At 45.4% G+C, this 26,991-nt stretch carries 19 protein-coding genes, 1 pseudogene and 2 riboswitches; of the genes and pseudogenes, 11 read left to right on the forward strand and 9 right to left on the reverse strand.

Annotated elements, in window-relative coordinates; translation table 11 throughout:
• Positions 1 to 224 precede the first annotated feature (224 nt).
• The 5 genes from ACL9RM_RS13725 (at position 225) to ACL9RM_RS13745 (ending at position 6,266) form a co-directional block, all read left to right on the forward strand.
• Positions 225 to 1,706, forward strand: coding sequence for a PTS transporter subunit EIIC (locus ACL9RM_RS13725; RefSeq protein WP_250260567.1), 1,482 nt, complete (start codon positions 225 to 227; stop codon positions 1,704 to 1,706).
• 197 nt (positions 1,707 to 1,903) lie between these two features.
• On the forward strand, positions 1,904 to 3,187 hold the full coding sequence (locus ACL9RM_RS13730; RefSeq protein WP_250266523.1) for an ABC transporter substrate-binding protein: 1,284 nt from the start codon (positions 1,904 to 1,906) through the stop codon (positions 3,185 to 3,187).
• Positions 3,188 to 3,219: 32 nt separating this feature from the next.
• On the forward strand, positions 3,220 to 4,095 hold the full coding sequence (locus ACL9RM_RS13735) for a carbohydrate ABC transporter permease (RefSeq protein ID WP_250266524.1): 876 nt from the start codon (positions 3,220 to 3,222) through the stop codon (positions 4,093 to 4,095).
• Between the two features lie 22 nt (positions 4,096 to 4,117).
• Entirely contained in the window at positions 4,118 to 4,945 is an 828-nt protein-coding gene (locus tag ACL9RM_RS13740; RefSeq protein WP_250266525.1) for a carbohydrate ABC transporter permease, read from the forward strand.
• A gap of 148 nt (positions 4,946 to 5,093) precedes the next feature.
• Positions 5,094 to 6,266: an iron-containing alcohol dehydrogenase gene (locus ACL9RM_RS13745; RefSeq protein WP_414126387.1), complete on the forward strand. Its 1,173-nt coding sequence runs from the start codon at positions 5,094 to 5,096 to the stop codon at positions 6,264 to 6,266.
• Positions 6,267 to 6,323: 57 nt separating this feature from the next.
• On the opposite strand, the gene ACL9RM_RS13750 is transcribed toward ACL9RM_RS13745, so the two are convergent.
• Together ACL9RM_RS13750 and ACL9RM_RS13755 are read right to left on the reverse strand one after the other, a co-directional pair.
• Positions 6,324 to 7,742: an alanine/glycine:cation symporter family protein gene (locus ACL9RM_RS13750; RefSeq protein ID WP_323873119.1), complete on the reverse strand. Its 1,419-nt coding sequence runs from the start codon at positions 7,740 to 7,742 to the stop codon at positions 6,324 to 6,326.
• Between the two features lie 159 nt (positions 7,743 to 7,901).
• Positions 7,902 to 7,996, reverse strand: a riboswitch (glycine riboswitch).
• 18 nt (positions 7,997 to 8,014) lie between these two features.
• Positions 8,015 to 8,091: riboswitch (glycine riboswitch) on the reverse strand.
• 168 nt (positions 8,092 to 8,259) lie between these two features.
• A pseudogene (locus ACL9RM_RS13755) lies at positions 8,260 to 8,890 on the reverse strand (glycoside hydrolase family 1 protein); the annotation flags it as partial.
• 130 nt (positions 8,891 to 9,020) lie between these two features.
• On the opposite strand from ACL9RM_RS13755, the gene ACL9RM_RS13760 reads away from it, so the two are divergent.
• From ACL9RM_RS13760 to ACL9RM_RS13775, 4 genes are all read left to right on the forward strand, one after another.
• Positions 9,021 to 9,992 carry a LacI family DNA-binding transcriptional regulator gene (locus ACL9RM_RS13760; RefSeq protein WP_061828835.1) on the forward strand — a complete coding sequence of 324 codons (972 nt, stop codon included), beginning with the start codon at positions 9,021 to 9,023 and terminating at the stop codon, positions 9,990 to 9,992.
• Positions 9,993 to 10,225: 233 nt separating this feature from the next.
• A complete protein-coding gene (licT, locus tag ACL9RM_RS13765) occupies positions 10,226 to 11,068 on the forward strand; it encodes a BglG family transcription antiterminator LicT (RefSeq protein WP_023990001.1) in 843 nt (280 codons plus the stop codon).
• A gap of 232 nt (positions 11,069 to 11,300) precedes the next feature.
• Positions 11,301 to 13,157 (forward strand): beta-glucoside-specific PTS transporter subunit IIABC, encoded by a 1,857-nt coding sequence (locus ACL9RM_RS13770; RefSeq protein WP_061828836.1) that lies wholly within the window; start codon positions 11,301 to 11,303, stop codon positions 13,155 to 13,157.
• Between the two features lie 138 nt (positions 13,158 to 13,295).
• Entirely contained in the window at positions 13,296 to 13,811 is a 516-nt protein-coding gene (locus ACL9RM_RS13775) for a thioredoxin family protein (RefSeq protein ID WP_235308575.1), read from the forward strand.
• A gap of 198 nt (positions 13,812 to 14,009) precedes the next feature.
• Here the strand turns inward: ACL9RM_RS13775 and ACL9RM_RS13780 are convergent, their stop codons facing one another.
• A complete protein-coding gene (locus tag ACL9RM_RS13780; RefSeq protein ID WP_250266527.1) occupies positions 14,010 to 15,368 on the reverse strand; it encodes a sugar phosphate nucleotidyltransferase in 1,359 nt (452 codons plus the stop codon).
• A gap of 160 nt (positions 15,369 to 15,528) precedes the next feature.
• Between ACL9RM_RS13780 and ACL9RM_RS13785 the strand changes: the two genes are divergently transcribed.
• On the forward strand, positions 15,529 to 16,224 hold the full coding sequence (locus tag ACL9RM_RS13785; RefSeq protein ID WP_061828838.1) for a response regulator transcription factor: 696 nt from the start codon (positions 15,529 to 15,531) through the stop codon (positions 16,222 to 16,224).
• Between the two features lie 42 nt (positions 16,225 to 16,266).
• On the opposite strand, the gene ACL9RM_RS13790 is transcribed toward ACL9RM_RS13785, so the two are convergent.
• Genes ACL9RM_RS13790 through ACL9RM_RS13800 form a run of 3 tightly spaced genes read right to left on the reverse strand, consistent with a single transcriptional unit; the run spans position 16,267 to position 22,927 of the window.
• Complete coding sequence (locus ACL9RM_RS13790; protein ID WP_250266528.1) at positions 16,267 to 20,697, reverse strand: nucleoporin NDC1; 4,431 nt, start codon at positions 20,695 to 20,697, stop codon at positions 16,267 to 16,269.
• 50 nt (positions 20,698 to 20,747) lie between these two features.
• Positions 20,748 to 22,481, reverse strand: a complete 1,734-nt coding sequence (locus ACL9RM_RS13795; protein WP_250266529.1) for an ATP-binding protein — start codon at positions 22,479 to 22,481, stop codon at positions 20,748 to 20,750.
• A complete protein-coding gene (locus ACL9RM_RS13800; RefSeq protein WP_023990008.1) occupies positions 22,478 to 22,927 on the reverse strand; it encodes a hypothetical protein in 450 nt (149 codons plus the stop codon). The genes ACL9RM_RS13795 and ACL9RM_RS13800 overlap by 4 nt, the downstream gene beginning before the upstream one ends.
• Before the next feature lie 45 nt (positions 22,928 to 22,972).
• On the opposite strand from ACL9RM_RS13800, the gene ACL9RM_RS13805 reads away from it, so the two are divergent.
• Positions 22,973 to 23,677: a response regulator gene (locus ACL9RM_RS13805; protein WP_061828841.1), complete on the forward strand. Its 705-nt coding sequence runs from the start codon at positions 22,973 to 22,975 to the stop codon at positions 23,675 to 23,677.
• Here the strand turns inward: ACL9RM_RS13805 and ACL9RM_RS13810 are convergent.
• Genes ACL9RM_RS13810 through ACL9RM_RS13820 form a run of 3 tightly spaced genes read right to left on the reverse strand, consistent with a single transcriptional unit; the run spans position 23,645 to position 26,991 of the window.
• Positions 23,645 to 24,556, reverse strand: coding sequence for a glycosyltransferase family 2 protein (locus ACL9RM_RS13810; protein ID WP_250266530.1), 912 nt, complete (start codon positions 24,554 to 24,556; stop codon positions 23,645 to 23,647). The genes ACL9RM_RS13805 and ACL9RM_RS13810 overlap by 33 nt on opposite strands.
• The gene (locus tag ACL9RM_RS13815) at positions 24,516 to 25,742 is read right to left on the reverse strand and encodes a glycosyltransferase family 4 protein (RefSeq protein ID WP_414126388.1); all 1,227 of its coding nucleotides are present in this window, start codon (positions 25,740 to 25,742) and stop codon (positions 24,516 to 24,518) included. Before ACL9RM_RS13815 ends, ACL9RM_RS13810 begins: the two co-directional genes overlap by 41 nt.
• Positions 25,726 to 26,991, reverse strand: coding sequence for a transporter (locus tag ACL9RM_RS13820; protein ID WP_250266532.1), 1,266 nt, complete (start codon positions 26,989 to 26,991; stop codon positions 25,726 to 25,728). The genes ACL9RM_RS13815 and ACL9RM_RS13820 overlap by 17 nt, the downstream gene beginning before the upstream one ends.

The following is a 26,991-nucleotide window of genomic DNA, read 5'->3' on the forward strand; positions in this document are numbered from 1 at the left end:
GGGATGTCTGCGTGGCTCTCTTGTCTCCGTCACGATTATTAACTTAAATTTGATACTATATAAGCATGTAAGCGATGTCAACTGCGGATTTACGTTTTTTCATAGCTTAAAATAATCGTTGACCATGTTAGATTCTCCGATTTATGATGTGAAAAAATGGTTTAATGTGAGGATTTCAGGATGAATACGACACTCCCAAACTCGATGAAGAAGGGAAGAATGTTATGCTGAAATTTCTGCAAAAAATCGGCAAGTCGTTAATGCTTCCAGTAGCCACTCTACCCGCTGCAGGGATCTTGCAAGGATTAGCTCTGATTAATTATGAAACGGATATACCACTTGGTCCCGGAGTTGGCGGATTTCTGAATCATTATATCACTCCTTTTCTGAACGAGGGGGCGGGGGCCATCTTCGGTAACCTTGCGCTCATTTTCTCCATTGGTGTTGCCATTGGTCTGGCAGGCGACGCAGTAGCCGCATTATCGGCAGTCATTGCCTATATGGTGCTGACCCGTATTTTGGCGGCAGTGCCGGGTATATTTGCATATATTCCAGACGACGTCAAGCTGGACATGGGCGTATTGGGGGGTATTTTTATCGGTGGATGGTCTGCTTTTCTGTTTAAAAAATATCACAATATTCAACTTCCAGATTGGCTTGGCTTCTTCTCAGGCAAACGCTTTGTCCCCATGATCACCGCCTTTACGACCATGATTCTGGCCATTCTGCTCGGTATGATCTGGAGTCCGGTACAAGATGGGATTGCAGTCTTCGGCAACTGGATTGTCGGCTTTGGCGGAATCGGATCAATGGTATTCATGATTGCCAATCGGCTGCTGATCCCGCTCGGTTTGCATCATGTGTTGAACTCGATCGCATGGTTTCAAATTGGTGACTACACCAATGCTGCCGGTGAAGTCGTTCATGGTGACCTGACGCGTTTTTTTGCAGGCGATACATCGGCGGGTATATTCATGTCCGGCTTCTTCCCCATTATGATGTTCGCGCTGCCAGCAGCAGCCCTCGCATTCATCCATACCGCCAAACCGGAAAAACGTAAAGCCGTCGCTTCCATCTTCATCGGTTCTGCGCTGGCATCGTTCCTGACCGGAATTACCGAGCCCCTCGAATTTTCGTTTATGTTCATTGCACCATTGCTTTACGGCGTTCATGCTCTGCTGACAGGCCTGAGTGGCCTGGTCGTATACCTACTGGATGTCAAACTTGGCTTTTCTTTTTCAGCAGGACTCATTGACTATTTGGTCAATATGAAACTCTCCACCCACCCATTGCGAATGATTCCGGTCGGGCTTGTGTTCGCCCTCATCTATTACTTTCTGTTCCGATTTATCATTCTCAAATTCAACCTAAAAACTCCTGGGCGTGAAGATGATGTAGAAGACAGTCTCCTGTCTGAGGTTAACGAAACTATATCCGATGGAAAGGCAAGCACCACATCCGACACTCAATCCAGTCAGGCAGGCAGAATACTAACCTATCTCGGCGGTACGGACAATATCCAGAGCATTGATGCCTGCATCACGCGGCTGCGTCTTGTCGTCAAAGACGACAAAGCGGTTAACGATCAAGCTCTCAAGCAGCTCGGAGCGTCGGGAATCATCAGGCTTGGTAATGGTACCCTGCAGGTTATTTTCGGGACTCGGTCCGAAATTCTGAAAGATGAAATACAGCGGCTGATGTCATAGGCTGAATCCCTAACTTAAACACGTGCGTTCTTCTTATAACAGACGCGCGTGCTTTTTTTTAGTAATAAACGTTTCAAATTTTTTGTTTTTGGTTAAGGCAATGCACATAAATGGGTAACAGCTTCATATGATGGAGCTAAACCATTTACAACTTGTTTAGCAGGCAGATTATCTCAGACAGCAAGGAGGGAAATGATGTGAAGACAGTACAATGGCTGGTATTATGTCTTGCTTTTCTCACGATGTTCAGTGCTTGTAGTGAACCCTCGTCCTCTGAAAGTCAATCATCTGAAACTAATTTGTCAAGCAGAAAAAAGATAACGCTTACATTATGGTACTGGAACCGTTCCATTGACGATGAACTACTCGCTCAGGCGGAAAAACAATTTCCCAACATTGAATTAAAAACTCAAAAAATAGGCGGTGACTTCAAAGCCAAACTGAAGACAACGCTCGCAGCTCGTTCTGGTGAACCAGACATCGTAGCTCTGAACGATTGGATGGTGGAGCTGTTCCCCAGTGCGGATCGTTTTTATGACTTAAGGGAACTCGGAGCAGACCGCTTGAAGGATCAATATTTGGAATGGAAATGGAATCAAGGGATCACTCCTGATGGTAAAATGATTGCATTTCCCATGGATACTGGGCCTACCGCCCTCTTCTATCGAAGTGATCTGTTTGCACAAGCAGGCTTGCCTAGTGAGCCTGAAAAGGTTAGTGCCTCCATCCGCACATGGGATGATTACATGGCAGCCGGAGAACAACTTCAGCAGAAATTCGGAAGCCGTTCATTTTTGGCTGATAATATTGTAAACGTTTACAATCAGGTACTCGCTCAGCACACAAACCTTTACTTCAAGCCGGATGGCAGCTACATCGGCAATCAATCTCCTGACATCCGTCTGGGCTGGAAAACCGCTGTCAATTTCCACAAGAAGCATCTGCTCGCCAATGCGGATGGCTGGACTCCCGAATGGAACGCTTCGGTCAATAACGGCAAAATTGCCTCTTTTGTAGGGGCTATCTGGATGAAGCAAGTTCTCACAGAGGCCGCGCCGGATACAGCGGGCAAATGGAGAGTCGCCCGTGCTCCTGGAGGAGACGGCAACCTGGGTGGTTCTTTCATTTCTATCCTCAAATCCAGCAAACATCCCAAAGAAGCTTTTGAAGTCCTGACCTGGCTGCAAAACCCGGAACACCAGCTGGAAGCCTACCACAAAATCGGACTGTTCCCGTCCACTCCCGGCGTCTATGACGATCCTATCATGGAGACACCCGAGCCTTTCTTTGGTGGTCAGGCCACCGGACTCATCTTTGCCACTTCCGCACGTCATGTGAAAAGCAGCTATTTCGGCGAGCGCTATCCTGTCATCCACGGCATTGTGACCCGTCGCCTTGCTAATGTCGCCAAGCAGGATGCCAATCCCGATGCATTATGGACGGAAACCATGGATCGAATCGAACGGGAATTACAGCGATAAAAAACAAAATTCAAAAAAGGCGTGTGGACATTATGCTGAGAGAAATCTGGAAGCACCGTGCCGTTTATGCTGCGATCTCGCCGTTTTATCTGCTGTTTGGCATCTTTGGACTGTTTCCGATTGGCTTTTCATTATATCTAGCGTTTCACAAATGGGACGGGATCGGAGACATGACCTACAACGGCTGGGGCAACTTTCGCTACCTTGTGACAGACAATGAATTTTGGCAGGCTGTAGGCAACACCTTTGTGATCTGGGTGTATGCAACGATTCCGATGCTATTCTTCGCACTGATTATTGCCTTTCTGCTTTATGCCCCTTTTGTGAAAATGCGCACCTTATGGCGAGTTGGATTCTTCCTGCCCAATGTGACGTCTATTGTGGCTGTTGCCATCATATTTGGTGCCTTATTTGCCAACAATTTTGGATTTCTCAACTACCTTCTGCAACTCTTGGGACTACCCATGGTTCAATGGTTGAATGTGCCATGGGGTATCCAAATTGCCATTTCTTCTATGGTCGTATGGAGATGGATGGGCTATAACGCAATCATCTATTTGGCCGGACTCCAGAGTATTCCGCATGTGCTGTATGAGGCCGCCAAAATAGACGGGGCAACCGGAGCGCAAGCTTTTTTCCGCATCACTATCCCCATGCTGCGCCCAGTCATTCTGTTTACGGTCATTACGTCCACCATCGGCGGTATGCAGCTCTTCACCGAGCCACAGGTCCTGGTCGGTAATGACGGCGGTTCCGGGGCAAGTGGCATGACCATCGTTTTATACCTGTACCGCGAGTCGTTCATTAACAACTATTTTGGATATGGTGCAGCCGTCGGATGGGGCATGCTCCTCATCATTGCTCTATTCTCCATCATAAACTGGAAACTCGTTCAAGGTAAAAAATAACGATGGGAAGGAGCTTCACAACATGATGCAGACACGCGCAAAATCCTTTGTTTTATATGCCGGATTGTTAGTGGGAATCATCCTGTCGATGTTTCCATTTTACTGGCTGATCGTCATGGCAACTCGTACCACTTCAGACATCTACCGTTTTCCACCGCAATTGTGGTTTGGCAGCCACTTCTTGGATAACATAACGAGAGTATTACAGCAGATTAATTTTGCCGGAGCCTTTTTTAATACCCTTTTTGTAGCCAGTTCTGTTACCCTATTGGTTCTGTTTTTCGATTCACTGGCAGGTTTTGCATTCGCCAAGTTTGATTTTCCGGGCAAAAAAGTGCTATTTATCATTCTGCTAGCTACGATGATGGTCCCTTCACAACTTTCGCTTGTCCCCTCCTTTGTCATGATGGCCTCCTTTGGATGGGTAGGTACGTTCAAAGCGCTTATCATCCCGGGGATGGTAAATGCCTTCGGCATTTTCTGGATTCGTCAATATGCGGAAGAATCCATCCCAAAGGAGCTGCTGGATGCGGGCCGGATGGACGGATGCAGCTTTTTTCGACTGTACTTGAATGTAGCACTGCCTATTCTACGTCCTGCGTTCGCTTTTCTCGGCGCCTTTACCTTTATAGGAGCTTGGAATGATTATTTATGGCCGCTAATCGTCTTAACGGATGAGCATAAATTCACGCTCCAGATTGCACTGTCACAATTGAACGGAATTTACAATACGGATTATGCGATGGTCATTGCGGGCACCCTGCTGGCTGTACTGCCACTTATTATTTTGTTTCTTTTCATTAGCCGCCAGTTTATTTCCGATCTTGCCGCTGGAGCGGTCAAAGATTAGATTTACTTGAATTCCCTTATTCATTTCATGTATAATAGTTAATCGTCATTTCAAATAGCTTACATGATGAAGTTAGGTATCCAACAGGCAATCAGGTTAAGCGATTTACGATTTGAACATGAACTATGAACTGAGGGGAACTTTCCAGATGAACAAATTCACATATTATAACCCCACCAAATTAATATTTGGAGACAATCAAATTGAAGAACTGCAGCAGGAGCTGCTGAATTACGGCAAAAATATTTTACTGATATACGGAGGCGGAAGTGTCAAGCGAAATGGTCTGTATGACCAGGTATTAAACGCGTTAGAGCCGCTACATCTTAACATTCATGAATTGTCCGGCGTAGAGCCGAATCCGCGCTTGTCCACCGTTAAAAAGGGCATCGACATTTGCCGAAACGACAACATCGACTTCTTACTTGCAGTAGGCGGCGGAAGCGTTATTGATTGCACCAAAGCCATCGCAGCAGGGGCTAAATATGACGGCGATGTGTGGGATATTATCAACAAAAAGCACATGCCGACCGAGGCTCTACCATTCGGCACCATCCTCACACTCGCCGCCACCGGTTCAGAAATGAATCCGGATTCTGTCATCACCAACTGGGAAACGAACGAAAAATACGTATGGGGCAGCGCGGTGACGCATCCGAAATTTTCGATTCTGGACCCTAAAAATACCTTCTCTGTGCCACGTGATCAGACGGTATATGGCATGGTGGATATGATGAGCCATGTGTTTGAACAGTATTTTCACAATGTTAAAAATACACCGTTGCAAGATCGTATGTGCTTTTCCGTGCTGCAAACCGTGATCGAAACTGCACCTAAACTGCTGGAGGATTTGCACAACTACGAGCATCGTGAAACGATTTTATATGCCGGAACGATTGCTCTTAACGGAACACTGCAAATGGGCTACTTCGGGGATTGGGCTTCGCATACGATTGAACATGCATTATCCGCTGTATATGATATTCCTCATGCTGGCGGTCTGGCAATTCTGTTTCCCAACTGGATGAGACATACAGTGGATCAGGATGCTGCACGCATGAAGCGGCTGATGCTCAGCATGTTTGACTTAGACACCGTAGGTAAAACAGATAGAGAAATCGCCTTGGAAGGTATTGACCGTCTTAGTGCATTCTGGACAAGTCTCGGTGCCCCTTCCACCCTGGCCGATTACAATATTAATGATGAGCAATTGGAAAAAATCGCAAACATTGCAGCCCATGAAATGGAATACGGAGGCTTTGGTAATTATAAAAAGCTGAATCAAGAAGATATTTTAGCTATTTTGCGTGCATCGTTATAACATTCAAAAGGGAGTGTCCTCAAGCCTATGATGGCTGAGGGCACTCCCTTTTGGAATTTATGAATTAACCGTGTGTCCCTTTTCTTCTACTTGAATAGCTGCCCCTACATTGGCACCTGCAAGAATGCCCTTTTTCTTATTAGGATACAGAGAATCCATATAGTTTCGGGTTTCTGCAACTACGATTCCCGATAAGCCAAGCAGTGCAATCAGATTCGGGAAAGCCATCATTGCGTTAAAGATATCTGCCAGCAGCCAAATGGCTTCCAACTTGATGAACGCACCTCCTGCTACAAGTGCGATGAACAGATAACGGTATGGTTTAATCCATTTGACACCCAGTAAATATTCAACACAACGTTCCCCGTAGTAATTCCAGCCAAGTATCGTTGTGAACGCAAATAAAATAAGGCTAATCGTCACGAGCTCTGCACCAGCCGGAAAGGCACTGGAAAACGCATGCTGGGTCATCAGACCTCCATCGTCATTTCCACTCCATATTCCCGTAACCAGCAACGTAAATCCCGTCAGATTACAAATAATCATTGTATCAATAAATACGCCTGTCATGGATATCAGCCCTTGTTCTGCAGGCCATTTCGTCTTAGCAGCAGCTGCTGCAATCGGCGCACTTCCCAAACCGGCTTCATTAGCAAAAATACCTCTGGCAACTCCGCTTCGCATCGCCAACATAATCGTCGCTCCGGCAAATCCACCCGTTGCAGATGTGGTCGAGAAGGCCCCTTGTAATACTAAAGCAATCGCATGAGGAAGCTCTCCTGCAAACTTAATGAGTACAATTAAGCAAACTACGATATAGAGCCCCGACATGAATGGAACAATCTTTGTGGATACCTTGGAAATACTTTTGAGTCCTCCAATCGTAACAACAGCAGTTAACACGGCAATAATGATCGCTGTAACTACCGTTGGCACTCCAAAGCTACTTTCCGTCGAAGAAACGATAGCCTTTACTTGCGGAAAAGTACCGATTCCAAATAGGGCTACAAGAACACCAGAAAAGGCAAACAACATCGCCAACGGCTTGAAACGGCGGCCAAGCCCGTTTTCAATATAATACATCGGGCCACCTGAAAATTGTCCGTTCCGGTCTTTAACACGGTATTTAACGGATAATAATCCTTCCGCATATTTGGTTGCCATCCCGAAAAAAGCTGCAACCAGCATCCAGAATAATGAACCGGGCCCACCCAGTTTGATCGCTGTTGCCACGCCGACGATACTTCCTGTACCTACAGTAGCTGCCAGTGCCGTACTCAATGCTCCGAAGCTGCTTACATCTCCGCTACCTTCGTCCGGCGCTTTACCAATTAGCTTGAGCGCCAAAGGCAATCGAATAATCTGAAGTAGCTTCAAACGGATCGTTAGCCACAACCCAGTGCCCATTACGAGAATAAGAAGCGGCGCTCCCCATATCCAGCTGTCAATCGTTTCTAATACATGTACCAAATTCATTTCAACCCGCTCCTCCAGCATATTAGAAAACAAAAAAGAGTCAAATCCGCTGATTCGACTCCTGGAGAGGTTAAAGGCACGAAAAAATACAACCATCTTGTGCAGGTTTCTCCCTCTAATAGCTTATAAAAAAGCCTAGAGCACTCCCTGTCACAGGTTATTCGCGTCTCTGTCCTTTTGCCTGAGAGTTTAAGCAGATGTTCTCTGCGGTGCACCTTCGGCGCCCAATTAAGGGTCTCTCCAGAGTTCTGTCCGTTTACGGTCCCCGCTTGTTGCTGTAACCAGCCTAAGCACCTGAGAGTTTTGCCCCTTCGGTCGGAACTTTCGTTCCATCTCCCGCAAACATCAACCAGACATATGAAATTTTTATTTATTATACAGAAAACTTTCAGCTTATTACAAGTGAAAAGTTTGTGAAGCCCTCTGAAATATTATTATTGTGTCTATCGAAAAAGCGGGTACAGCAGATTGCATCCTTAGAATGTCCTCTGCTATACCCGCCCGAGACGATATGGAATTACAATTCTTCACCATTGGTTGCTATCACATTTTTATACCAGTTAAATGAGTCCTTTTTGGAGCGTTTGAGCGTTCCGTTACCGTCATCATCCAGATCAACGTAAATAAATCCGTAGCGCTTGGACATTTCGGAAGTAGACATGCTCACAAGGTCGATAGGGCCCCAGCTGGTGTAACCAAGCAGATCAACACCGTCGGCAATCGCTTCCTTCATTTGGGCAATATGCTGACGCAAGTAATCAATTCGATACGTGTCATGCACAGAGGTCAATAACCACACCGCCACCGGTGAACGGGCTCATGGTCATTACATTGATTTCATTAAAGGTCAGCCAGTATTTTACTTTATCCTTATAGCGCGTAAACACCGTTTCGGCATAATTTACGTAATGCTGTATGACTTCACGTCCCAGCCAGCCATTATACTTCTGCGTCAGACCTAGCGGTGTTTCATAATGTGACAATGTTACCAGCGGCTCAATATTATACTTGCGCAGCTCATCAAATACATTGTCGTAGAATTGCAATCCTGCTTCATTCGGCTCGGCATCATAGCCATTCGGGAAAATCCGCGACCAGCGGATGGACATACGGAATACTTTAAAGCCCATTTCAGCGAACAATGCAACCTAACGATAACCGTTCTCCTTTGAAATGCATTGACAGATACCTTAGAATAGACGTAATGCCTTCATAAGCATCCTAATCGTTGTAACGCGTTTCATGTCAAGTATTTTTTCTTATGTGAGGAGAAGCACCATGTCGAATCTTGATCAAATTGCAAAACTGGCGGGCTTTTCCAAAGCTACGGTATCCAGAGTATTAAATCAGTCCCCCCATGTTAGTCACGAAACAAGAGCTAAGATTTTGAAAATCATGCAGGAATTAGATTATGTTCCTAATCGGAATGCCATTTCTCTATCCAAGGGTCAGACGCTTCAGATCGGTATCATTACTTCAACTATTAATGAAATTGTTCTCGCTTTTCTGGACAGCTTTGTGGAAGTAGCAGGCCAATATGAATTTCAAACCATTATTTATACTTCGGGAGAAGACAAAAAGAAAGAGCTTCAAGCCTTTGAGGATTTAAAAAGAAAAAGAGTCGATGCGCTGGTCATCATTTCCTGCGTGAATGACACTGATTTTTTGAGCACCTATTGCAAATATGGCCCGATCGTGTCGTGGCAACGAATGGAGCATACCGATATTCGCTCCGTCGCTATGGATCAGTATGAAGGATATATGTTAGCGCTCAAACATTTGATACAAAAAGGTTATACTCGTATAGCCAATGCTTTTGGCCGTCCGAGCAGTATTAATACCCATAGTAGACAACGAGCCTACGAACAGATCATGAGTGAGCACAATCTGCCCGTGTTGCAACACTGGAATCACTCTTCTATTTATAATATCCGTGATGGCGAACAGGTCGTACGGGATCTGTTACAGCATCCGGACGAATTTCCAGAGGCTATTTTATGTGCTAACGATTATGTAGCAGTGGGCATTCTCTGCGAAGCACGCAGACAAAAACTGAATGTACCGGAAGATCTGGCAATTGTTGGATTTGATAACACGGAGCTGGCGCATACGCTGGGGATTACAACGATTCAAAATCCTATCATGGCTCAAGCACAAAATGCCTTTTTCATGCTTTCCCCTCAGCTGATTGGACGCCAAATGAAGCTTCATTCGCTAGAGTACAGCCTCATTGAACGTACGACTACATAAGGTAACGATGTACTTGCAAATTAGGCAAAAGGGCCTTGATATGAAATATTTTTTGTCGAAAGAGAATAAAATATGTTGAAATCGCTTTTTTTTGTGCTACAATAGCACTATATCGAAGGATTGTGACCGGTGATGCGGGCAATGCCTGAGTTCAATTGAGTGCTATTGCTAACAATAGTATTGAATTGTGCTTAGGCATTTTTTATTGGTAAAGGATGGGAGGGGGAACTTCAATGATTATTGAGAAGGTGCTCAATAACAACGTCCTATTGACTAAAAACGATAAAGGCAAAGAGGTCATCGTGATGGGAAGAGGTATTTCCTTCAAAAAGGTGGCTGGCGATCAAGTCGATGATGATAAAATAGATAAGATTTTCATGTTAAATGAAAACGAGTTCACGGCCAAACTAACCGAGTTGCTGAACGATATTCCTGTATCTCATCTGGAGGTCGTGAATGAAATCGTAACCCATGCAACGGAAGTGTTGGATACGGAGTTAAGCGATAATATTTATTTAACGTTGACCGACCATATTCATTTTGCCATACAACGGCAAGAAAAAGGACTGGCACTCCAAAACGCGATGCTGTATGAAATTAAACGCTTTTACAAAAAGGAATTTGCAGTTGGGCTGGATGCTCTCCAAAAAATTGAAAATACGCTCGGAGTAAAATTAGGCGAAGATGAAGCGGGATTTATTGCATTGCATATGGTGAATGCACGGATCGACGGTAACGAAATGAAGTCCACACTGAAAATGACTGAGATTGTCCAACATATCTTGAACATTATTACGTATCATTACGGAATTGTGCTGGATGAGTCTTCTTTTAGCTACTCGAGATTTTTGACACATTTGCAATATTTTGCGATGCGAGTGATTCGCAAAGAAGTCATTCACAGTGGTGAAGAATTTTTGTACAACCAGGTAAAGCAGACGTATACCGAAGCTTTTGCTTGTGCTCAAAAGATCAATGAGTATCTGGAAAAAACATACGATCAATATTTAAGCAAGGATGAATACGTATATCTAACTATCCATATTCATCGCGTAACTGAACGTAATAACATATAAGACTAACAATTTCATACTTTCATCGTTCATGGATTGTGACTGGTAAGGCAGGCAAAACCTAAACTGATGGTGAAATCGACGTTCCCTTATAGGAGAGAGTGCGTAGTTTTCACCATGAGTTTAGGTTTTTCTTGTTTACAAGTTTAAAAAGATGCACGCCGGCGTATCTTAGCAACAGCTGTAAACAGTAAATCCTATCAGTAGCAAGAATAACCCATAAGGAGTTCTGAACATGAGTGATAAAGAACTATCTAAAAAAATAGTGACCCTCGTTGGTGGCGAAGAGAATGTCAATTCGGTATTCCATTGCGCTACACGCTTGAGATTTAAATTAAATGATCGTACAAAAGCAGACAAAGCCGCACTGGAAGCAACCCCTGGTGTCATTACAGTAGTGGAAAGCAGCGGCCAGTTTCAAGTGGTCATCGGCAACAATGTAGGTCAAGTGTTTGAACATATGATGGCAGAAACAAATTTACAGGATGCTGACAATCCAAATGCGAAAAAGGAAGAGTCTTCCGAAAAAACGAATTTCCTTGGAAAAGCGGTCGATATCATTTCCAGCATTTTTTCTCCTCTTTTGGGAGCTCTTGCAGGGGCAGGTTTGCTCAAAGGGATTCTGGCATTAATTTTGTCGCTCCATTGGATTGATAATACAAGCGGTACGTATCTGATTCTGAACGCCGCTTCAGACAGTGTATTTTATTTCTTGCCTCTATTTCTGGCTATTACATCGTCCCGTAAATTTAAGACAAATGCCTTTGTATCTGTCGCAGTTGCTGGAGCCCTTGTCTACCCGGATGTTATTGCGGCGGTGGACAATCCGGCAAAACTGGCTTTTCTCGGGATTCCAATCATTTTAATTAAATACAGTTCTAGCGTAATCCCAATTATTCTCGCGGTATGGGTACAGTCCTATGTGGAGCGCTGGTTCAATTCCTTTATCCATCAATCAGTTAAAAACATTATCGTACCTATGCTATCACTACTGGTCGTTGTTCCGTTGACGTTTTTGGCCTTTGGTCCAGTCGGTAACCTGATCAGTCAGGGCTTGGCGAACGGTTTTACATGGGTATACAATTTAAGCCCATTGATCGCCGGAGCTGTTGCCGGAGCATTCTGGCAAGTATTTGTTATTTTCGGCGTACACTGGGGCTTTGTTCCTATCATGCTGTCCAATATTGCAACATTGGGGTATGACACGATGCTTCCGATGCTTACAGCAGCTGTACTTTCTCAAGCCGGTGCAACACTGGGGGTATTCCTGAAATCCCGGAACACCCAGATGAAGGCTTTGGCTGGTTCCTCTACACTGGCAGCTGTATTCGGTATTACTGAACCAACGATTTATGGTGTAACTTTGAAATTGAAAAAGCCTTTCATTTATGCTTGTATTTCCGGTGGTATTGGGGGCGCTATTATCGCTTCTGGCGGAGCGACTGCAAAATCCTTCTCCCTGCCTAGTTTACTGGCGTTGCCAACTTATTTTGGAACTGGATTCTTGTGGGTAGTCATCGGTTTGCTCGTTGCCTTTGTACTCGCAGTTGTGTTGGTTATGATTTTGGGCTTTGAAGATCCAAAAGAAGAAACTGCAAAAACAGAAGCTGCACCCGTAAAGAAAGAAGTGGCAATCGAGAAAGAAATTCTCGTAAGCCCACTGCAAGGTAAAGTATTGCCTTTGGAACAATCTTCTGATGTTGCTTTTGCTTCAGGTGCTATGGGGAAAGGAATCCTCATTGATCCTACAGAGGGTGTGCTGACATCTCCTGTCAATGGAACGATTACAACAGTATTCCCGACCGGACATGCAATCGGTATTACTTCCAATGACGGAGCAGAAATTCTGATTCACGTGGGTGTGAATACAGTGAAGCTGAAAGGACAATTCTTTGACAAGCGCGTCAAGGAAGGCGATGTGGTTAAGCAAGGACAACTGTTGCTTGAATTTGATATCGAGCAAATTAAGGCGGCAGGCTATATTACAGCTACACCAATTATCGTAACAAATTCCGCTCAATACCTGGATGTGTTGAACACAATGGAAACTGAAGTGAAGCGTGAGGATTACTTGTTGACTGTTGTGGTCTAACGTTTTAACTATCAGACTAAAGAAGCTTTCCCAACAATGGAAAGCTTCTTTTTTTATACATAATGAGACAAGTGTTACAGCTAGAAATGGAAATATCATTTACTGTAAGTGTAAGATTGTAAAAAAAGGAGGATTTCTGTGAAAAAAGGATATATCGCTGGGTTAAGTGTCATTGTATTACTTATCATTGGTATCGCTATTTCAGCTGTAGCTAAATTTCAAGACATAGAGCAGGTTGTTCAACAAAAAGACAAAGAAATCCAAGCGAGCAAAAGCAATTACCCGGAAATATATGACCACTTGAATGCGGTTACATTTGAAAATTTTAAGAGTTTAATTCAACAGGATCGAAGTGTACTTGTCTATGTCGGCAGACCCAGTTGTGGCGACTGCAACCGGTTTGAGCCTAACTTTAATAAGATGATTGAGCAGTATAATCTAGGCTCTAAAATTACTTTTTTGAACGTTCACAAAATCCATAAGGACAAGTCCCAATGGAATAAATTCAAAGAGGATTACAACGTTAAATACACCCCCACCATTGCAGAATTCAGAAATGGCAAACTGGTTGATAAAATAGAATGGACACCTAAAAGAGACCTCAGTACGGACGCCGTAAAAGAGTGGCTGACTTCCAAGAAAATTATTTTATAAGTCTCTTTTCTATTCATTTCATTACAAACACAAAGAACTGTTTATGCAAAAAAAGGTATTCATGTCTATAATGCATGAATACCTTTTCTTAGGAATGCACAGGTCTTCCAAGCTCTAATAAAAAATAGTTCCTCCTACTCTTCACTGCGTTCTGATAAACGCTCATTCATATCTATCAGTCCCTATAATGGTAGGCACTTATAGAGCATGGTCGTCAATCGAATCAGGAAATTCATATCGGATAATATCTGTTTCGGATACGATATGTCCGATTTGTGACTCAATGAATTCTAAATCTCCCTCTACTGCCCCTATAAAATGCTTTGTACCGGGTTCTACGACAATAATCTCACCTGGGCTGACTATCTGTGTCACGCCATTGATAGAGACACTTCCGGTTCCAGAAACTATGGTCCATACTTCTTTACGGTACTGGTGCTCATGATAGCTGATAAATCTTCCGTTCGATATGACCACGCGTTTGGTCACTGTCTGCAATCCACTTGCCGCCTGCTGATGGGATAATACAGTTTGCTTTCCCCAGAAGCGCTCTTCAAAACGCGGGCCGATTTCAATTTCCGCCACCATATCCTTAATTCCTGTTGACGACTGTCGGTCCGTAACCAGCACGCCATCTGGACCAGCAACGACAATAATGTCCGGGACATTCCAGATGCTAACCGGAATCTCCAGTTCATTGATGATATGCGAGTCATGTGAAGCTTCTGAAATATATCCTGGGCCACTTAGCTTCGAACTTACTTCCCGCACCAACGAATCCCATGTGCCCAAGTCTCTCCACTCTCCATAGTATGGAAGCACGGAGAGCTTATGAGTATGCTCTACTACTGCAATATCGAAGCTAGTTTTAGGCAAGTCTGCATAATTTGTCGAAAGAGAATTGTAGTCGGCTGGTAAACCCATTTGCTCCAGAATATCCAACAAAAAGCCCAGTCTAAAAGCAAACACCCCGCAATTCCATAAGGCCCCTTCGCGGATCAACGCTTCTGAACGGATCATATCCGGCTTTTCTACAAATGAACTAACTCTATAATATGGCTGGTCAAGTGAAGAAGAGGCTGAAGGCACAATATATCCGTATTTATCAGAGGGCTCCGTTGGAGCAGCCCCCATTAATGCGATATGGCTTCCTGATTGCTCTAATATTGAAGGAAGCCTGCGCAGATGTTCAAAAAATTCATCCCCCGCATACCCGTCCACAGGCATGACCCCTACGATCTCGTCGCGTGATGCGCCTGCAACATCATGCAAGTAGGCCGTAGCCAGGGAAATGGCCGGGAAGGTATCCCGCTGAGTCGGCTCCTCAATGACTACAGCACCTCCGCCAATTTGCCCCCGGATCAGCTCGGCCTGAGTTCCACTCGTCGAAAAATAGGCCTTATCTGCCAAATTCGCGTCATCTAATTGCCTCCATATTCGTTGCAGCATACTTTCGGGCCGTTCGTCGTGACGTAGTATGGAAAGAAACTGCTTGGGACGGTTCACATTGGATAAGGGCCATAGACGTTTACCCGAACCTCCAGATAATAAAATCATTCGCAAAGATGCAACCTTCTTCCTGTAAATTAATATTTTTCTTACATTATAGGACTGTTCAATTTTCGCATTTCTGCCGAATACATAAGTATGTATTATCGTGGAAAATACATGATTATGCACTGCTATTGTATCTTTGTCTGTACAGGAGATGTCAGTCATGCCCATAAAAATACTCGTCATTGAAGATCAAAAAAGTTTGGCAGATATGATTGCTCTTCATCTTCAGGAGGAAGGCTATCATACCGAGCTTATTTATGACTCTAAACTTGCAATTCCTACACTTATGCGTTTTAAGCCGGATATTATTGTGACCGCTCTGATGTTTTCCGGTAAAGTCGAATGTGCGCTGATCAGCCAAATCCGCCAATTTACCACAGTCCCTATGCTGGTCATCTCTAATAACACCGTACTGAATATAAGAATAAAGGCTCTGGATGACGGAGCAGATGACTTCTTATGCAAGCCGTTCAGTCTGATAGAGTTAAATGCTCGCATTAAAGCCCTGCTGCGCCGCTGCGGCCGCAACATGCTCACTGAATCGCAAACGGTAACTCAAAAGATTAAAAAGGTAAGGATTTGGGTGAATGATTACCGTCATTGTCTGTTAGTCGATGACCAAGAAATAGAAGTTACTCAAATCGAATTTTCTATTATAAAAGAGATGTCCTGTTATCCAGGTAAAGTCTTTACCCGCAGTGAGCTGATGGATCGGATCAAAGGCGGAGATGGCGCTTATCTGGATCGCACTATCGACGTACATATTTCCAGCCTCCGCAAAAAAATAGAACGTGACCCTAAAAATCCTCAGCACATCCGTACTGTATGGGGCAGAGGCTACAAATATGAGATGTAGCCGTATCATGGCTACCCATTTCCCCACTGAGCAGCTTGCTTTTTATGGAAGCTTTCGCTTCTTCCATCGCCGATAAGGAAGAAAACAAGCTGCTCCACCCAGTATCCCTATGAGGAATAGCACCCAGCCGAAACGGTAGGCGGAAGCCAGAATAACGACGACTTTCCCGTTTCCGTTACCATCGGTAATGAATCCGGTAGTCACTCCATTGACGGACAGACGGGCTCGCTGATTTTCGCTACCCAGCCTGAACTCCCACAGTGGATTGGGTGATTCGGTCTCCCGGATCAGCACCTGCTCATGCGTTGGATTATATAGCGTAAAACTGCGTTCCATGGAATTTTCACGAGTAGCCTGAATGCTTTCCGAAGTGTGGGGAGCCATAAAAAAGGTATCCAAATCCGTTCCCTCAAACAACGTAAATTGATCCACAGTAATCATCGCTTGATAAGGGATGATGGAATATTGCTTCATTTGAAATAAGCCTGACTGCTTCTTGTGCGCGTGCGCCAAAATCTGAAACTGCATCAAGGCAGTTCCTGCCGGAGCCTTCACAATTTGATCGTAATGATTCCATTGTTCCTTATCTCTCTCCTCCACCTCATCAATATAGGAGGTTTGGAGAACCTGGGACGCTTTATTCAAAAAAATGACCTTCATATGCCGACTTCCAATTTGTTCTGATCGCGCATCCAACTGCACGGCATACTCTTGCAGCGGCTCTGCCTTCATTTTCTTGGACGCATAAATATTCCAGTCACAGGAATAGCTAGGTGCGTAACGGATAGACAGTCCTGTGTCCTTGATTGACAGATTCGTCTGCCCAGGTCGAATATCCGCCACACATCCGACATCCGTCGTGCTCAATGATTCCTTCGTATCCTCCCCAGGCATCACCGTCACTTCCTGCCCGCCCATTCGATGAATATCTCCAAAACGGCTCAATGACGGCACCTGACTATCCAGGACAAGGGTTAAGCGATACTTCCCCTTGGTTAGGAACAGATTTTTAAATTCGACTCGGCCATAGTCATTCAGCAGACCGGGAATCTGTATGATTTTCTTGGCAAAACCATCCTGATTGGGCACCGTTTCAATAACCTGCTTTTCGGATAAAGAGGTAGCAGGTAATCGCTTATACGGCTCCCCCGTATGAATCGTTCTGGTCAACACCTCTCCAGTCTCTTCATTCGTCCACTTCATCGTTAATGCCCCCTGGTACCCGGCGGGGAGATTAGCCAAAATAGCTGTGGCATAGGTTCCCGTTTTGGCGACTTCCACATCCCTGCTTAACGTCCCCTTCTGATAGCTGATCCCCCGCCCCATACTAAGTCTTGGTAAAGCACGTTCCGTCTGCACATTCCCTTGGGCGTTAAAATCGTTCTCTGCCTCCAAGGTGAAAAAGAGCTTGCCCCGCTTCAATGCCTGCTCCACGGGAAAAGATAGCTGATCTAGCTGGTCTGTAGGCACAATCGCAAATTGATTGACCGCATTAAAGCCTTGCAGGTTATTAACCGTGACCGGGGTATCTCCTTTGGGAAAGGCATGCACTCCCAGATCGATCCATTGGAATTGGTTCAAGCCATCATCCTGAGTTTTGATACTAACCACTTTGTCGGGCAGTGTGACTTGCAATTTCCCGCCTGCCTTATTCATAAACACTCTAGCATATACATGCGAGGTTTGAGGTTGGTCCAGTTTTTTGTGCATCGTAAACGTATTAGGCTTGCTGTATTGCCCCAAATCACGCAGCTGGATATCATGAATCCACCAGTAATTTTTTTGCTGTGGACGCTGTAAGGTTAACAAATCCATTCGCATCCAATAGCTGCCTGGCGGCGAAACGTATTCCCCGTAAAATTTCACACTGTCAAAATTATATCCCTCCGAGGGCGCCACAACATAGCTAACCCCCAGCTCACGCATTTGCTTATCGTAAAATCTCATTTTTACATGCATTTTGTTCGTCCCGCGGCCAGAAACAGTGATTTGGAACTGATACGGATTATTCTCCTTGGCTTCCAGCAAACCCGATCTAGCGACTTGCCATATATTACTCGGGTCTCCCTTCATAATTTCGCCATGCAGAGTGGGCACATCATTCAATTCCTCACGGGGATTAGCCTGCACACTAAACAACTGCGGATTATCCGGCTTGAAGAAGGTTTCGGTCCGCAACATGGAATCAAAGTCCACGACCGTCTTCCCATCGATGCTGCTCATCTGATACGGGGCCACATCCAGCTTCTTACTGGCAAAGGTAACCGCAATCCCTGCATCCATTTCCATATCGAACGGAAAGTTCCGTATATTTTGAGAGGATAAATACCATAACCAATCGTTGGTCGAGGCAAAGGTTTTGGACCATTTTAAAAAGGCATTACCATCCTCAATGGCATCAAAAGGCCGTAAGTAATCCTCTGCTGGAAGCTGTGACAACAGCAAGTCATTAAAGGACGCCGCCTCCACGTAATCCCCTTTGTTAATCGTCTGGATGGTTTTTAGCTCAGGCCTTAACGCACTGAACAGCACTCCAAAGCGGTTAAAATCAAAACCAGGCAGATGACTGTAGCTCTCCAGTCGGCTAAAACCGTAAGGTGTTACAATTTTACTCGCAAGGATGTTCATATAGGGCGGTGTCTGATCGAGATTGAATATGGAAAATAGCCCGTTCCGGTACGTACGTTTCAGCCCGGTCTGACCTTCCAGCTGAGACAGGTGGAAATCCTGCCGCTTCTCCTGCCCCACATATTCATCATGATAGACCAACTGATTGACCCCAAAGGTAGAGAACAGCCAGCCTAATCGAGAGCTTAATCCATTGTCCATGACATACTGCAGAAAATTCATATAGTATGTAATGCCGGGATCATTCCCCTCATGATGAAAGATCGTATTTTTAGGAGAAGAGTATACCTGAAAATCTCCGGTTGCCTTCTCGTTTGCGGTCTTCCCTTTATTCCATTTGGGCGTGGCTACTCCGTTATAGCTCTGAATCATATTGTCAGCAATCGGAAAGTATAATGCCTTGCTATCGTAACGATCCGGGTCAGTCAGCTTTTCAGCCATTTGACTATAAGCCTCCGGCACTTGTACCGGCTTGTAGTACCCCTCAATGAACTGAGTACGCAAGGGAGCAAAATATACCCCGAGGCACAAGACAACGATAACTACTGCTAGCTTTTTATATACACGCTGTAACGGGGATGATCCGAACCATTCCATAAATTGAATGACACCAAAGGTCAGCAACACCCCGAAATTAAGGGCAATCAGTCCAATAAATTTGTTAGGGTCACGGAAAACCGAACCAATCACAGGGGTTTTCGTAACCAAAATGACAAACCACTTGGCAATGGATGGGAACGTCGTCCCGGTAGCTGCAACTAGAAACAGTAGCGTAAGTAGCGAGAAGATCAGAATAATCGGATTTTTATGTGAACGTGTCACCATCGCATATCCGATCAATAGCAACAAAAATCCCCCTCCTACATAAAACATGCTAGGCAGTGAGGACAAGGAAAACATGGGCCACCAATAGCTCAGTAAATAACCTACGTTATATAAACTGCTGTTGCGGCTGAACAGAGATAACGTATCCACGACGTTGATATTATGCTGAGACGCTTGAGCGTCCATCAACATGCTACCGACATATAGAGACAACCAATAAAAACTGAGCAGACCAAAAAAGACGCCAAAAATGATCCCTTTACGCAAAAAATTGCCGTATAACGGCTGCAAATAGCTGCGACCAGCCTTTCGGTGGGTCCAAGTTAGTTTGATCAGTAGCAACAAGGTGAACAATCCCAAATAAATCATGCCAAAGAAAAAATAATGAATTGCCGCAGCACTAACGGTGAATACCGCAGCCAACAGGAACAGGTCGATCCAGTTCCGTTGATAAAGCTTGTGGGGATGATAGTTTTTAATTTGTTGAATTTGAAACTTGGGGTCCACCGCACTAAAGAAGAATCGCAGCATTAACGGAAACAGACTATATCCACAGAGCAAATAAATATGCTGAATGCGGAAAATAACCCACGGATTCAGCGCATAAAACAACGAGCCAACCATGATGGCAAAAATACGGGTCTTCGTAAAGCTTGGTGAATAATACACGCTAACCAGACGCTTGGCAAAGGCATACATCGAAAATGCCGAAACAAATAACAAGCCTGTAATAAACGACTTGAGCAAGACCGGGCCGCTTTCGTCAAATAAGAGTGACAGTCCATAGAAGGGCAAGATGTACAGGATACGTGGAGCATTGAACAAGGTCGAGGTAGACCATCGCTCGTTCCATACTCCGGTTATTTCCTCCAGATACCGATGAGAGGTGGCTCCAAAAGCAATGTCGCTAAACACAATTTGCCCTGGTCCATAGATGGGTGCAAGATATGCAACAATCGCAATCAGCATCAACATCATTGCCGCCATATCGTAGCGGTAGCGAAATATCCATTTTTTCATGCTTGTCCCCCTCTCTTGAACTTCTCGTATATCTGTCGGTTATCTTGGGCCTATCTTCTCAAACGAACGATTGCCTGCAAGCCCTGATCGGTATTACGCAGCTTTAAACGACCGCCTATGGTCTTCAGGTATGCATCCATATGATACAGGCTGAACGCATGCTCCTGTGAGTTTTGGGAATAGTCTGGCTGGAAATAGCTCCAACGCATTTTATCATCAATCCCGCCGCCCGTGTCTTCAATGTTAATAATAATTTCTCCTTCTTCCAGCCGTGAACTAACCTTAAGCACTTGAGATTGCCGCTTGGACCGCAGACCTGTTCGGCCCTTTTCCTGATTCTCAGGCTGCTCCCCACCTTGGCCCATGGCCTGCACTGCATTTTCCAGCAGCCCCTGAATCGTTTTGTACAGCATGGGTGCTTGTGCTGCAATTGATGGAACAGGCTCTTGCCGCAAGATCACTTGAATGTTCTTCATGTTCAATGAACGGTTCGCCCATTTCAGCGACTCAGACAATACTTCATTCATATCTGTAAAGCTAATTCCACTATTATCATGCATCTTCTCTTCCAGCTCATCGCGCAAGCTACGAACTCCCGTCAGTAACTCTCCCAGTGAGGATTCCTGTCTGAGACGACCCTGGATGAAATTTTCATTCAACTCGCGAAAATACTCCAGTTCCTCATGAGAGGCTCCTTTTCCCTGACTCGAAGCCGCTTCAAAGCGGTTTGCTAGATCATGATAAAATCCCAGTAGCTTCAAATCGTCGCCGCCCGTGAGACGGCTAGTCTGCTCCTGCAGCTCTTGTAGTTGCTGCTCAATCGTCTGCATTAACGGCAAATAATATGTGTCCTGCTGCTGTCGCATATCTTCATCTCGCCGTTGGTCACGCACCTGATTGTTCACGATGGCATCCTTTACAATCCGTTTGCGGAACTGTACGAGCATGGCCCACAGAATGAACAATATCAGAACCATGGCCATCCATAACTGTTTGCGAAAGGAGCTGATTCGCTGAGCTGTATCCTCACTGACATCCTTAACCGATATGTAAAGGGCCTCTTCCCCAATGCGGCTGAATCCTATTCCGTGTTTCTCTCCGCCATCTTCGATGATACCTGTATTGCCTTCCAGCAACCTACGGGTTACGCCCGTGATGTCCGTTCGGTTAATATCCGAAGTACTTCGGGAAGCTACGACCTTAAATTGACCGTTATAAAATAAAGTCTCATGCTGGTTAATCGGTTTACTTTTAATAATCCCGCTGAGCATATCAGCGTCAACCGTGCGCACCATAAAACCGCCCATCTGCGCCCCTTGAATCCTGCATGCTATATACTGGGCAGGCTGATGATCCTCTGTCACAAAAGAGCTTACTGCACAACCATTTTGCAGCCATTTAATCTGCTGGACTACACTTTTCATCTCACGATTATCTCGTCCGACCATCACATGATACTGCTCATCCAGCACATAAAAGGCCCCGCTTTCACGCTTAAAACCCTCAGGATACTGGCGTGTTCCCTGATTCAGCATATCTCTGCCCAGACTGGACGACAGCTCCTTCAGTTCAGCCTGCCATGCGGCATAACGCTCGGTTATGCTGCTAGAAAGTTCCTGTACCTCATACTGGAGCCGTTCGTTCTGAATCTCCGCTAAGTGAACACTGAATTGTCGCACGACAAACCATTGAAGCACGGCGGCCAAAAACACTGTCACACCCAGAACGATCAGGTACAGGATCAGCTTTTGCCAACCTGGTTTCAACAAAGCCCATTGTTTCATGCTTCCCTGTCCCCTCCATTTTGTTCAAGACGGCTCAAAATAGCCTGCATCAGGCATTCCAGCTCGTAGCTGACCAGCGGTAGCCGTGCGCACAGCAACCGGGGAGTGCGACGCTGGAGGGCAGCAAACCTCGCAGCGGTTTCCGTTGCCCCGTCCGTCAGTAGGATCAACTCGCATGTTTTTGCGATATATAAGCGATCCAGCTCTTCCTCGCCGTATTCTCGCAGATCAACAACGTAAATATCATGACGATCGTCCATATGCTGAAGTGCGCTGGAGACAGCCAGGGTCACCCCTGTATGCCGTGCAGCATGATACTGATGAAGGAGACGCATACCTTTTTCCCAGAGGGCATGTTCAGCCGAATCAAATCGTTCACAAAAAAGACGCAACGCCCGTTCTGTATTGACATCTTTCAAAAATGCCAAAACGCTGATATTATACATGTAGTTCCTCATTTCTTACTTCCTGATTGGAGTTGCGCAGTTCTTATGACACCCCAAAACATTCTATTTGTTGACGACAGCCCTATGGTTCTGTCCCTGCTCGAACGGACCTTGACGCAAGAAGCATTTAACTTACATACCGCTCACACGCCCAAAGAAGCCTTACAAGTGCTGGAACAGCACCCGATTGATGTGGTCGTTTCCGATCTGCTCATGCCTGGTCTGGATGGGATTACCTTCCTTCGCATGATTAAGAAGGATTATCCGCATATCGTACGAATCATTTTGTCTGGTCACCTGCATACGCAGTCCATTTTATCGGCGATTAATCAAGTCGGTGTGTTCCGTTTTTTGACGAAACCGCTGGAGTTGGATGATGATACGCTAAAAAAAATACTGTATGAGGCGCTTGATCAGGCCAAACTCAACCGAAATAGCCTGCATGCAGAACAGAACGTAGCTTCCGACCTGTCAGCATTTATAGACAGCATTTTGAACGCTCCGTACCGACCCTATGTGCTACTGAATGAACAAGATATCGTAACCGCTGTACACATTGCACTCGCTGAGCTGTATCCTGTCGGCTGCTCACTACGTCATCCTGACGGGGAAGGTATTCAGTTAACCACGCATTCATTATATATACCGTATGAGGAGTCGGAATCTTCTGATCCCGACCTGTACACGCTGGATACGCTGACCCTCGGCCATTCATCGTTACGCCTTATCCGCCTTAGCGAGATCGCCTGAGTGACGGGTGCCGCCCTTTAACACGGCGGCTACCCCAATCACAGTCAGGCATACATACATCCACAACATCCCTATCGTCAGCAAGGGGTGACGGATATATTTTTTCATATTCCCCCATGTATACAGCACCGGACGGAAGAAGTACCAACGTTCCAGCGCCTTTCGCAATCCGCCCTCTTCAGATGACATCGTACGATCCATCACCGAAAAGTAATAGGCTTTTTTACGTAATACATCGTGCAGATACACCTGTTTTTCATCATGGTATACCCGTGTAAATACCGCCCGGCGAATAACTCCGCCAGACTCTATATAACGCAAGGTTGGCTGTATTTCTTCAAAAGCAATCTGCTCCGCATTAAACCCGCCCGTCGATTCATAAGCGCTCATTCGCCAGAAGCGTGCCGCTTCAATGGAGCGTTTTCCCAAGGTCTCACCCGCGTTATTAATCACATTTCGCTCAAAAACTTTCACTTTGGAAAAAAAATTGTCCGCTTCCGAATACGCCTCCTCCGGAATGACCAAGGCGCCAATATCCTGATGATCGTCAAAAAAGTCGATGCTCTGCTGAATCAGATGTTCGGCTAAAATCATATCGGAATCCAATACAAATATGTATTCGGCCCCCAAGTGTTTCGCTTCCTCAACCGCCCTGACCCTAGCGACTCCCCGCTCCCCATGGGGAAGCTCCAGTACCGTTACGGGTACTGAACTCCCTGCCGACAGCATACGAATCGTCTCGACGGTCCGATCATTGGAGCCATCATCAGCAATTACAATATGCAGATCCTTGTAATTTTGCCCCATACAGCTTCGCAAACAAGGCTCTATCGTCCGCTCATTGTTGTACGTGGAGAAGAGAATGACCACTTTGTCCACTCTGTTCCGCCTCCTCTACCCAATCTTCCATCAACTGCTCAAACGCAGCAGCCGTATGATCAAAATGGAATCTTAACGCATATTGATACGCCCGCTCACGGATGGCCATGTAATCTTCGCCGCCCTTGGCTGCTCTTTCCATTTGTTCAGATAATCCACGGATGTCGCCGTGAAAGCATAGATACCCGCTTTTTCCGAAATCCGTTGCATCCACCAGCCCCGGTGAATTGCTGACAATGCTGGGCGTTCCAACGGCTGCCGCTTCGGTAATCGTCAACCCCCAGCCTTCACGCAAGGAAGGAAACACCAGCGCGTGGGCACGACTCATCAGCTCCAGCTTATGCTCTGCTGAAACAAATCCGTAAAAGGTAATATCGGCTTGCGATTGCCCCTGTTCATCCGGTTCTCCGTATGTTAATCCATATCGTTTCATAATCGGCAACAATTGTTCTGCCACATAGGTTTTATCGGTTTTTCCGGCAATCCATAACATAGCCTGAGGGAACTTTTCCTTGAGCTGCCCAAAGGCCTCAACGACCAGATCGATCCCTTTATATTTGACGAAGCGCCCAGCATACATGAAGGTCGGATTAGACTCCTTCGTTAAAAATTGTTCGCGCGGCCAATGATCAAACTCAATGCCTTCCGGTAAAAGATGGACACGATCCGGGTGAAAGCCCAGCTTAAGTAGATCGTATCGAGTAGACGGAGATACCGTAAGCGTCCGATCCTTACGAGCCAGCTTAAGCATCAAGGGCTCCATATGAAACCCAATAACATTTAGCGGGAATTTGGCGTTCTCAAACCATATTTCCCTTGTTAGCTGATGTATGAAAAAAATCCGTTTGGATGCCTCCACCCAAAATCGGGTAAAGAATTGATGCGTATTCGCCTGGTTAATCACATAGTCGATCTTCCTTCGATGACGACGGTAATAGCGCATCGCATAATAAATAACACTGTATATGTTCCCTTTTCGAATATACGTAATACCGTCAATAACTTCATGTTCAGACATCCCCTCAAATTGAGGTGAAAAATGAATGAATTGGAAGCGGCCTTGCTGTGAGCGTTTAAGCATTTCGTGGGTGAAAATTTCTGCTCCCCCGCTTTTAGGTGAACGAATGTCACGCCAGGAAAGCAATAGAACTACGGTTTTACCGTCCTGTTCATGTATGGTATTCATGGGGTAAATCCCCCTTTATCTTTATTTTAAACAAATGCACATAGGCGTCTATCACAAAGTAGAGAGCCATAGCCCCATAAACAATGAACTCAGATAGCAAAAAATCTACCGGATCTGTGTGGGCAATATGAAAGGCTACTAATAAAGCCGCGGCTCCTGCCATCAAACTGAACATAAATTTGCGTCTGCCCACCAATACGTGCACATGTACAAAAAACAGCACGATGGAAAATAGCCAGTACACCCATCCTCCCCATGGAATATAGGCCTCAGCCGATTGGTAAGAGGCTCCGAATAATATAGAAATAGAGGATGGGAACACAAAGGTCGTGCCCACATATACACAGATCGCAGCTACAGCCATTAATGCGGCATAGACGGCAATCAACTTGCCCAAAGCTTGGCGGTCATGCCCCTGCGCACCGATCTTTGGAATAAAGGCAGCAATGAGGCTATACGAAACGTAATAGACCAACTGGCTGTACTTCAGCGCAATGGCATAGCTGCTGGCCTGCTCGGGAAAGTAATGCTGTACATACAACATGTCGATGGAGATACAAAACAAAATGAATAAATTTGTCATAAGGCTATCGGTGAAATCCTGACTCAATGATTTCCATAGCCCAGAAGGGATATGTTCTCTACCGTATGTGAATAAGGACAAGCCACGAGCCGAAACGATCCAGCCGTGGAGCAGCGACAGTAACATTCCCCCACAGCTCGCTAACAGTAGGGCTTCCAGCTTTAACCCCAGTGCAGCCAGAACAAAAAACAGGCTCAGCTTCCCTAATACCTCAATGTAATAGTTCACATTGAGCGCCAACATGCGTTCCCTGCCCTGTAAATCTCCGCGGCACGAACTCACAAGAATATGCAGTCCGATCAAGCCATACAGCATGAACAGCGGGCCGGATTCGACGCCTAATAGCGAACGCAGTAACGGATGAAAGATGAGTAAAATGATCATGGCAAGCACGGTTAGCACCAGAGGTGCTTTGAGTAATAGAGAACCGAGCGGTAAGCTTCGTAGCGCAAGCTTCTGGTCTCCCTTAGAGACCAGTTTGGCAGTTAATAGCTGGATGGATAAACCCAAAACGGATAAAAGCGCAAAAAGCGCCAGCAGCGCATTCGCCTGGCCATAAGCTTGTCCGGTAAGATACCAGCTCGCTGCAATGTGGAAGAAAAAATTAAATCCGTTAAGCAGCACATTAAAGAGAGGAAACATCAACGATCGTACTCGGTTGTTCAC

Origin of the sequence: Paenibacillus sp. S29 (genome assembly GCF_049319765.1) — a bacterium.
Lineage (GTDB): Bacteria > Bacillota > Bacilli > Paenibacillales > Paenibacillaceae > Paenibacillus > Paenibacillus polymyxa_B.

Bases quoted from the DNA above. Each gene is read 5' to 3' on its own strand.
- ACL9RM_RS13725 (WP_250260567.1), top strand. From the start codon at position 225: ATGCTGAAATTTCTGCAAAAAATCGGCAAGTCGTTAATGCTTCCAGTA.
- ACL9RM_RS13735 (WP_250266524.1), top strand. From the start codon at position 3,220: ATGCTGAGAGAAATCTGGAAGCACCGTGCCGTTTATGCTGCGATCTCG.
- ACL9RM_RS13740 (WP_250266525.1), top strand. From the start codon at position 4,118: ATGATGCAGACACGCGCAAAATCCTTTGTTTTATATGCCGGATTGTTA.
- ACL9RM_RS13745 (WP_414126387.1), top strand. From the start codon at position 5,094: ATGAACAAATTCACATATTATAACCCCACCAAATTAATATTTGGAGAC.
- ACL9RM_RS13750 (WP_323873119.1), bottom strand. From the start codon at position 7,742: ATGAATTTGGTACATGTATTAGAAACGATTGACAGCTGGATATGGGGA.
- ACL9RM_RS13760 (WP_061828835.1), top strand. From the start codon at position 9,021: ATGTCGAATCTTGATCAAATTGCAAAACTGGCGGGCTTTTCCAAAGCT.
- licT (WP_023990001.1), top strand. From the start codon at position 10,226: ATGATTATTGAGAAGGTGCTCAATAACAACGTCCTATTGACTAAAAAC.
- ACL9RM_RS13770 (WP_061828836.1), top strand. From the start codon at position 11,301: ATGAGTGATAAAGAACTATCTAAAAAAATAGTGACCCTCGTTGGTGGC.
- ACL9RM_RS13780 (WP_250266527.1), bottom strand. From the start codon at position 15,368: ATGATTTTATTATCTGGAGGTTCGGGTAAACGTCTATGGCCCTTATCC.
- ACL9RM_RS13785 (WP_061828838.1), top strand. From the start codon at position 15,529: ATGCCCATAAAAATACTCGTCATTGAAGATCAAAAAAGTTTGGCAGAT.
- ACL9RM_RS13790 (WP_250266528.1), bottom strand. From the start codon at position 20,697: ATGAAAAAATGGATATTTCGCTACCGCTACGATATGGCGGCAATGATG.
- ACL9RM_RS13795 (WP_250266529.1), bottom strand. From the start codon at position 22,481: ATGAAACAATGGGCTTTGTTGAAACCAGGTTGGCAAAAGCTGATCCTG.
- ACL9RM_RS13800 (WP_023990008.1), bottom strand. From the start codon at position 22,927: ATGTATAATATCAGCGTTTTGGCATTTTTGAAAGATGTCAATACAGAA.
- ACL9RM_RS13805 (WP_061828841.1), top strand. From the start codon at position 22,973: ATGACACCCCAAAACATTCTATTTGTTGACGACAGCCCTATGGTTCTG.
- ACL9RM_RS13815 (WP_414126388.1), bottom strand. From the start codon at position 25,742: ATGAATACCATACATGAACAGGACGGTAAAACCGTAGTTCTATTGCTT.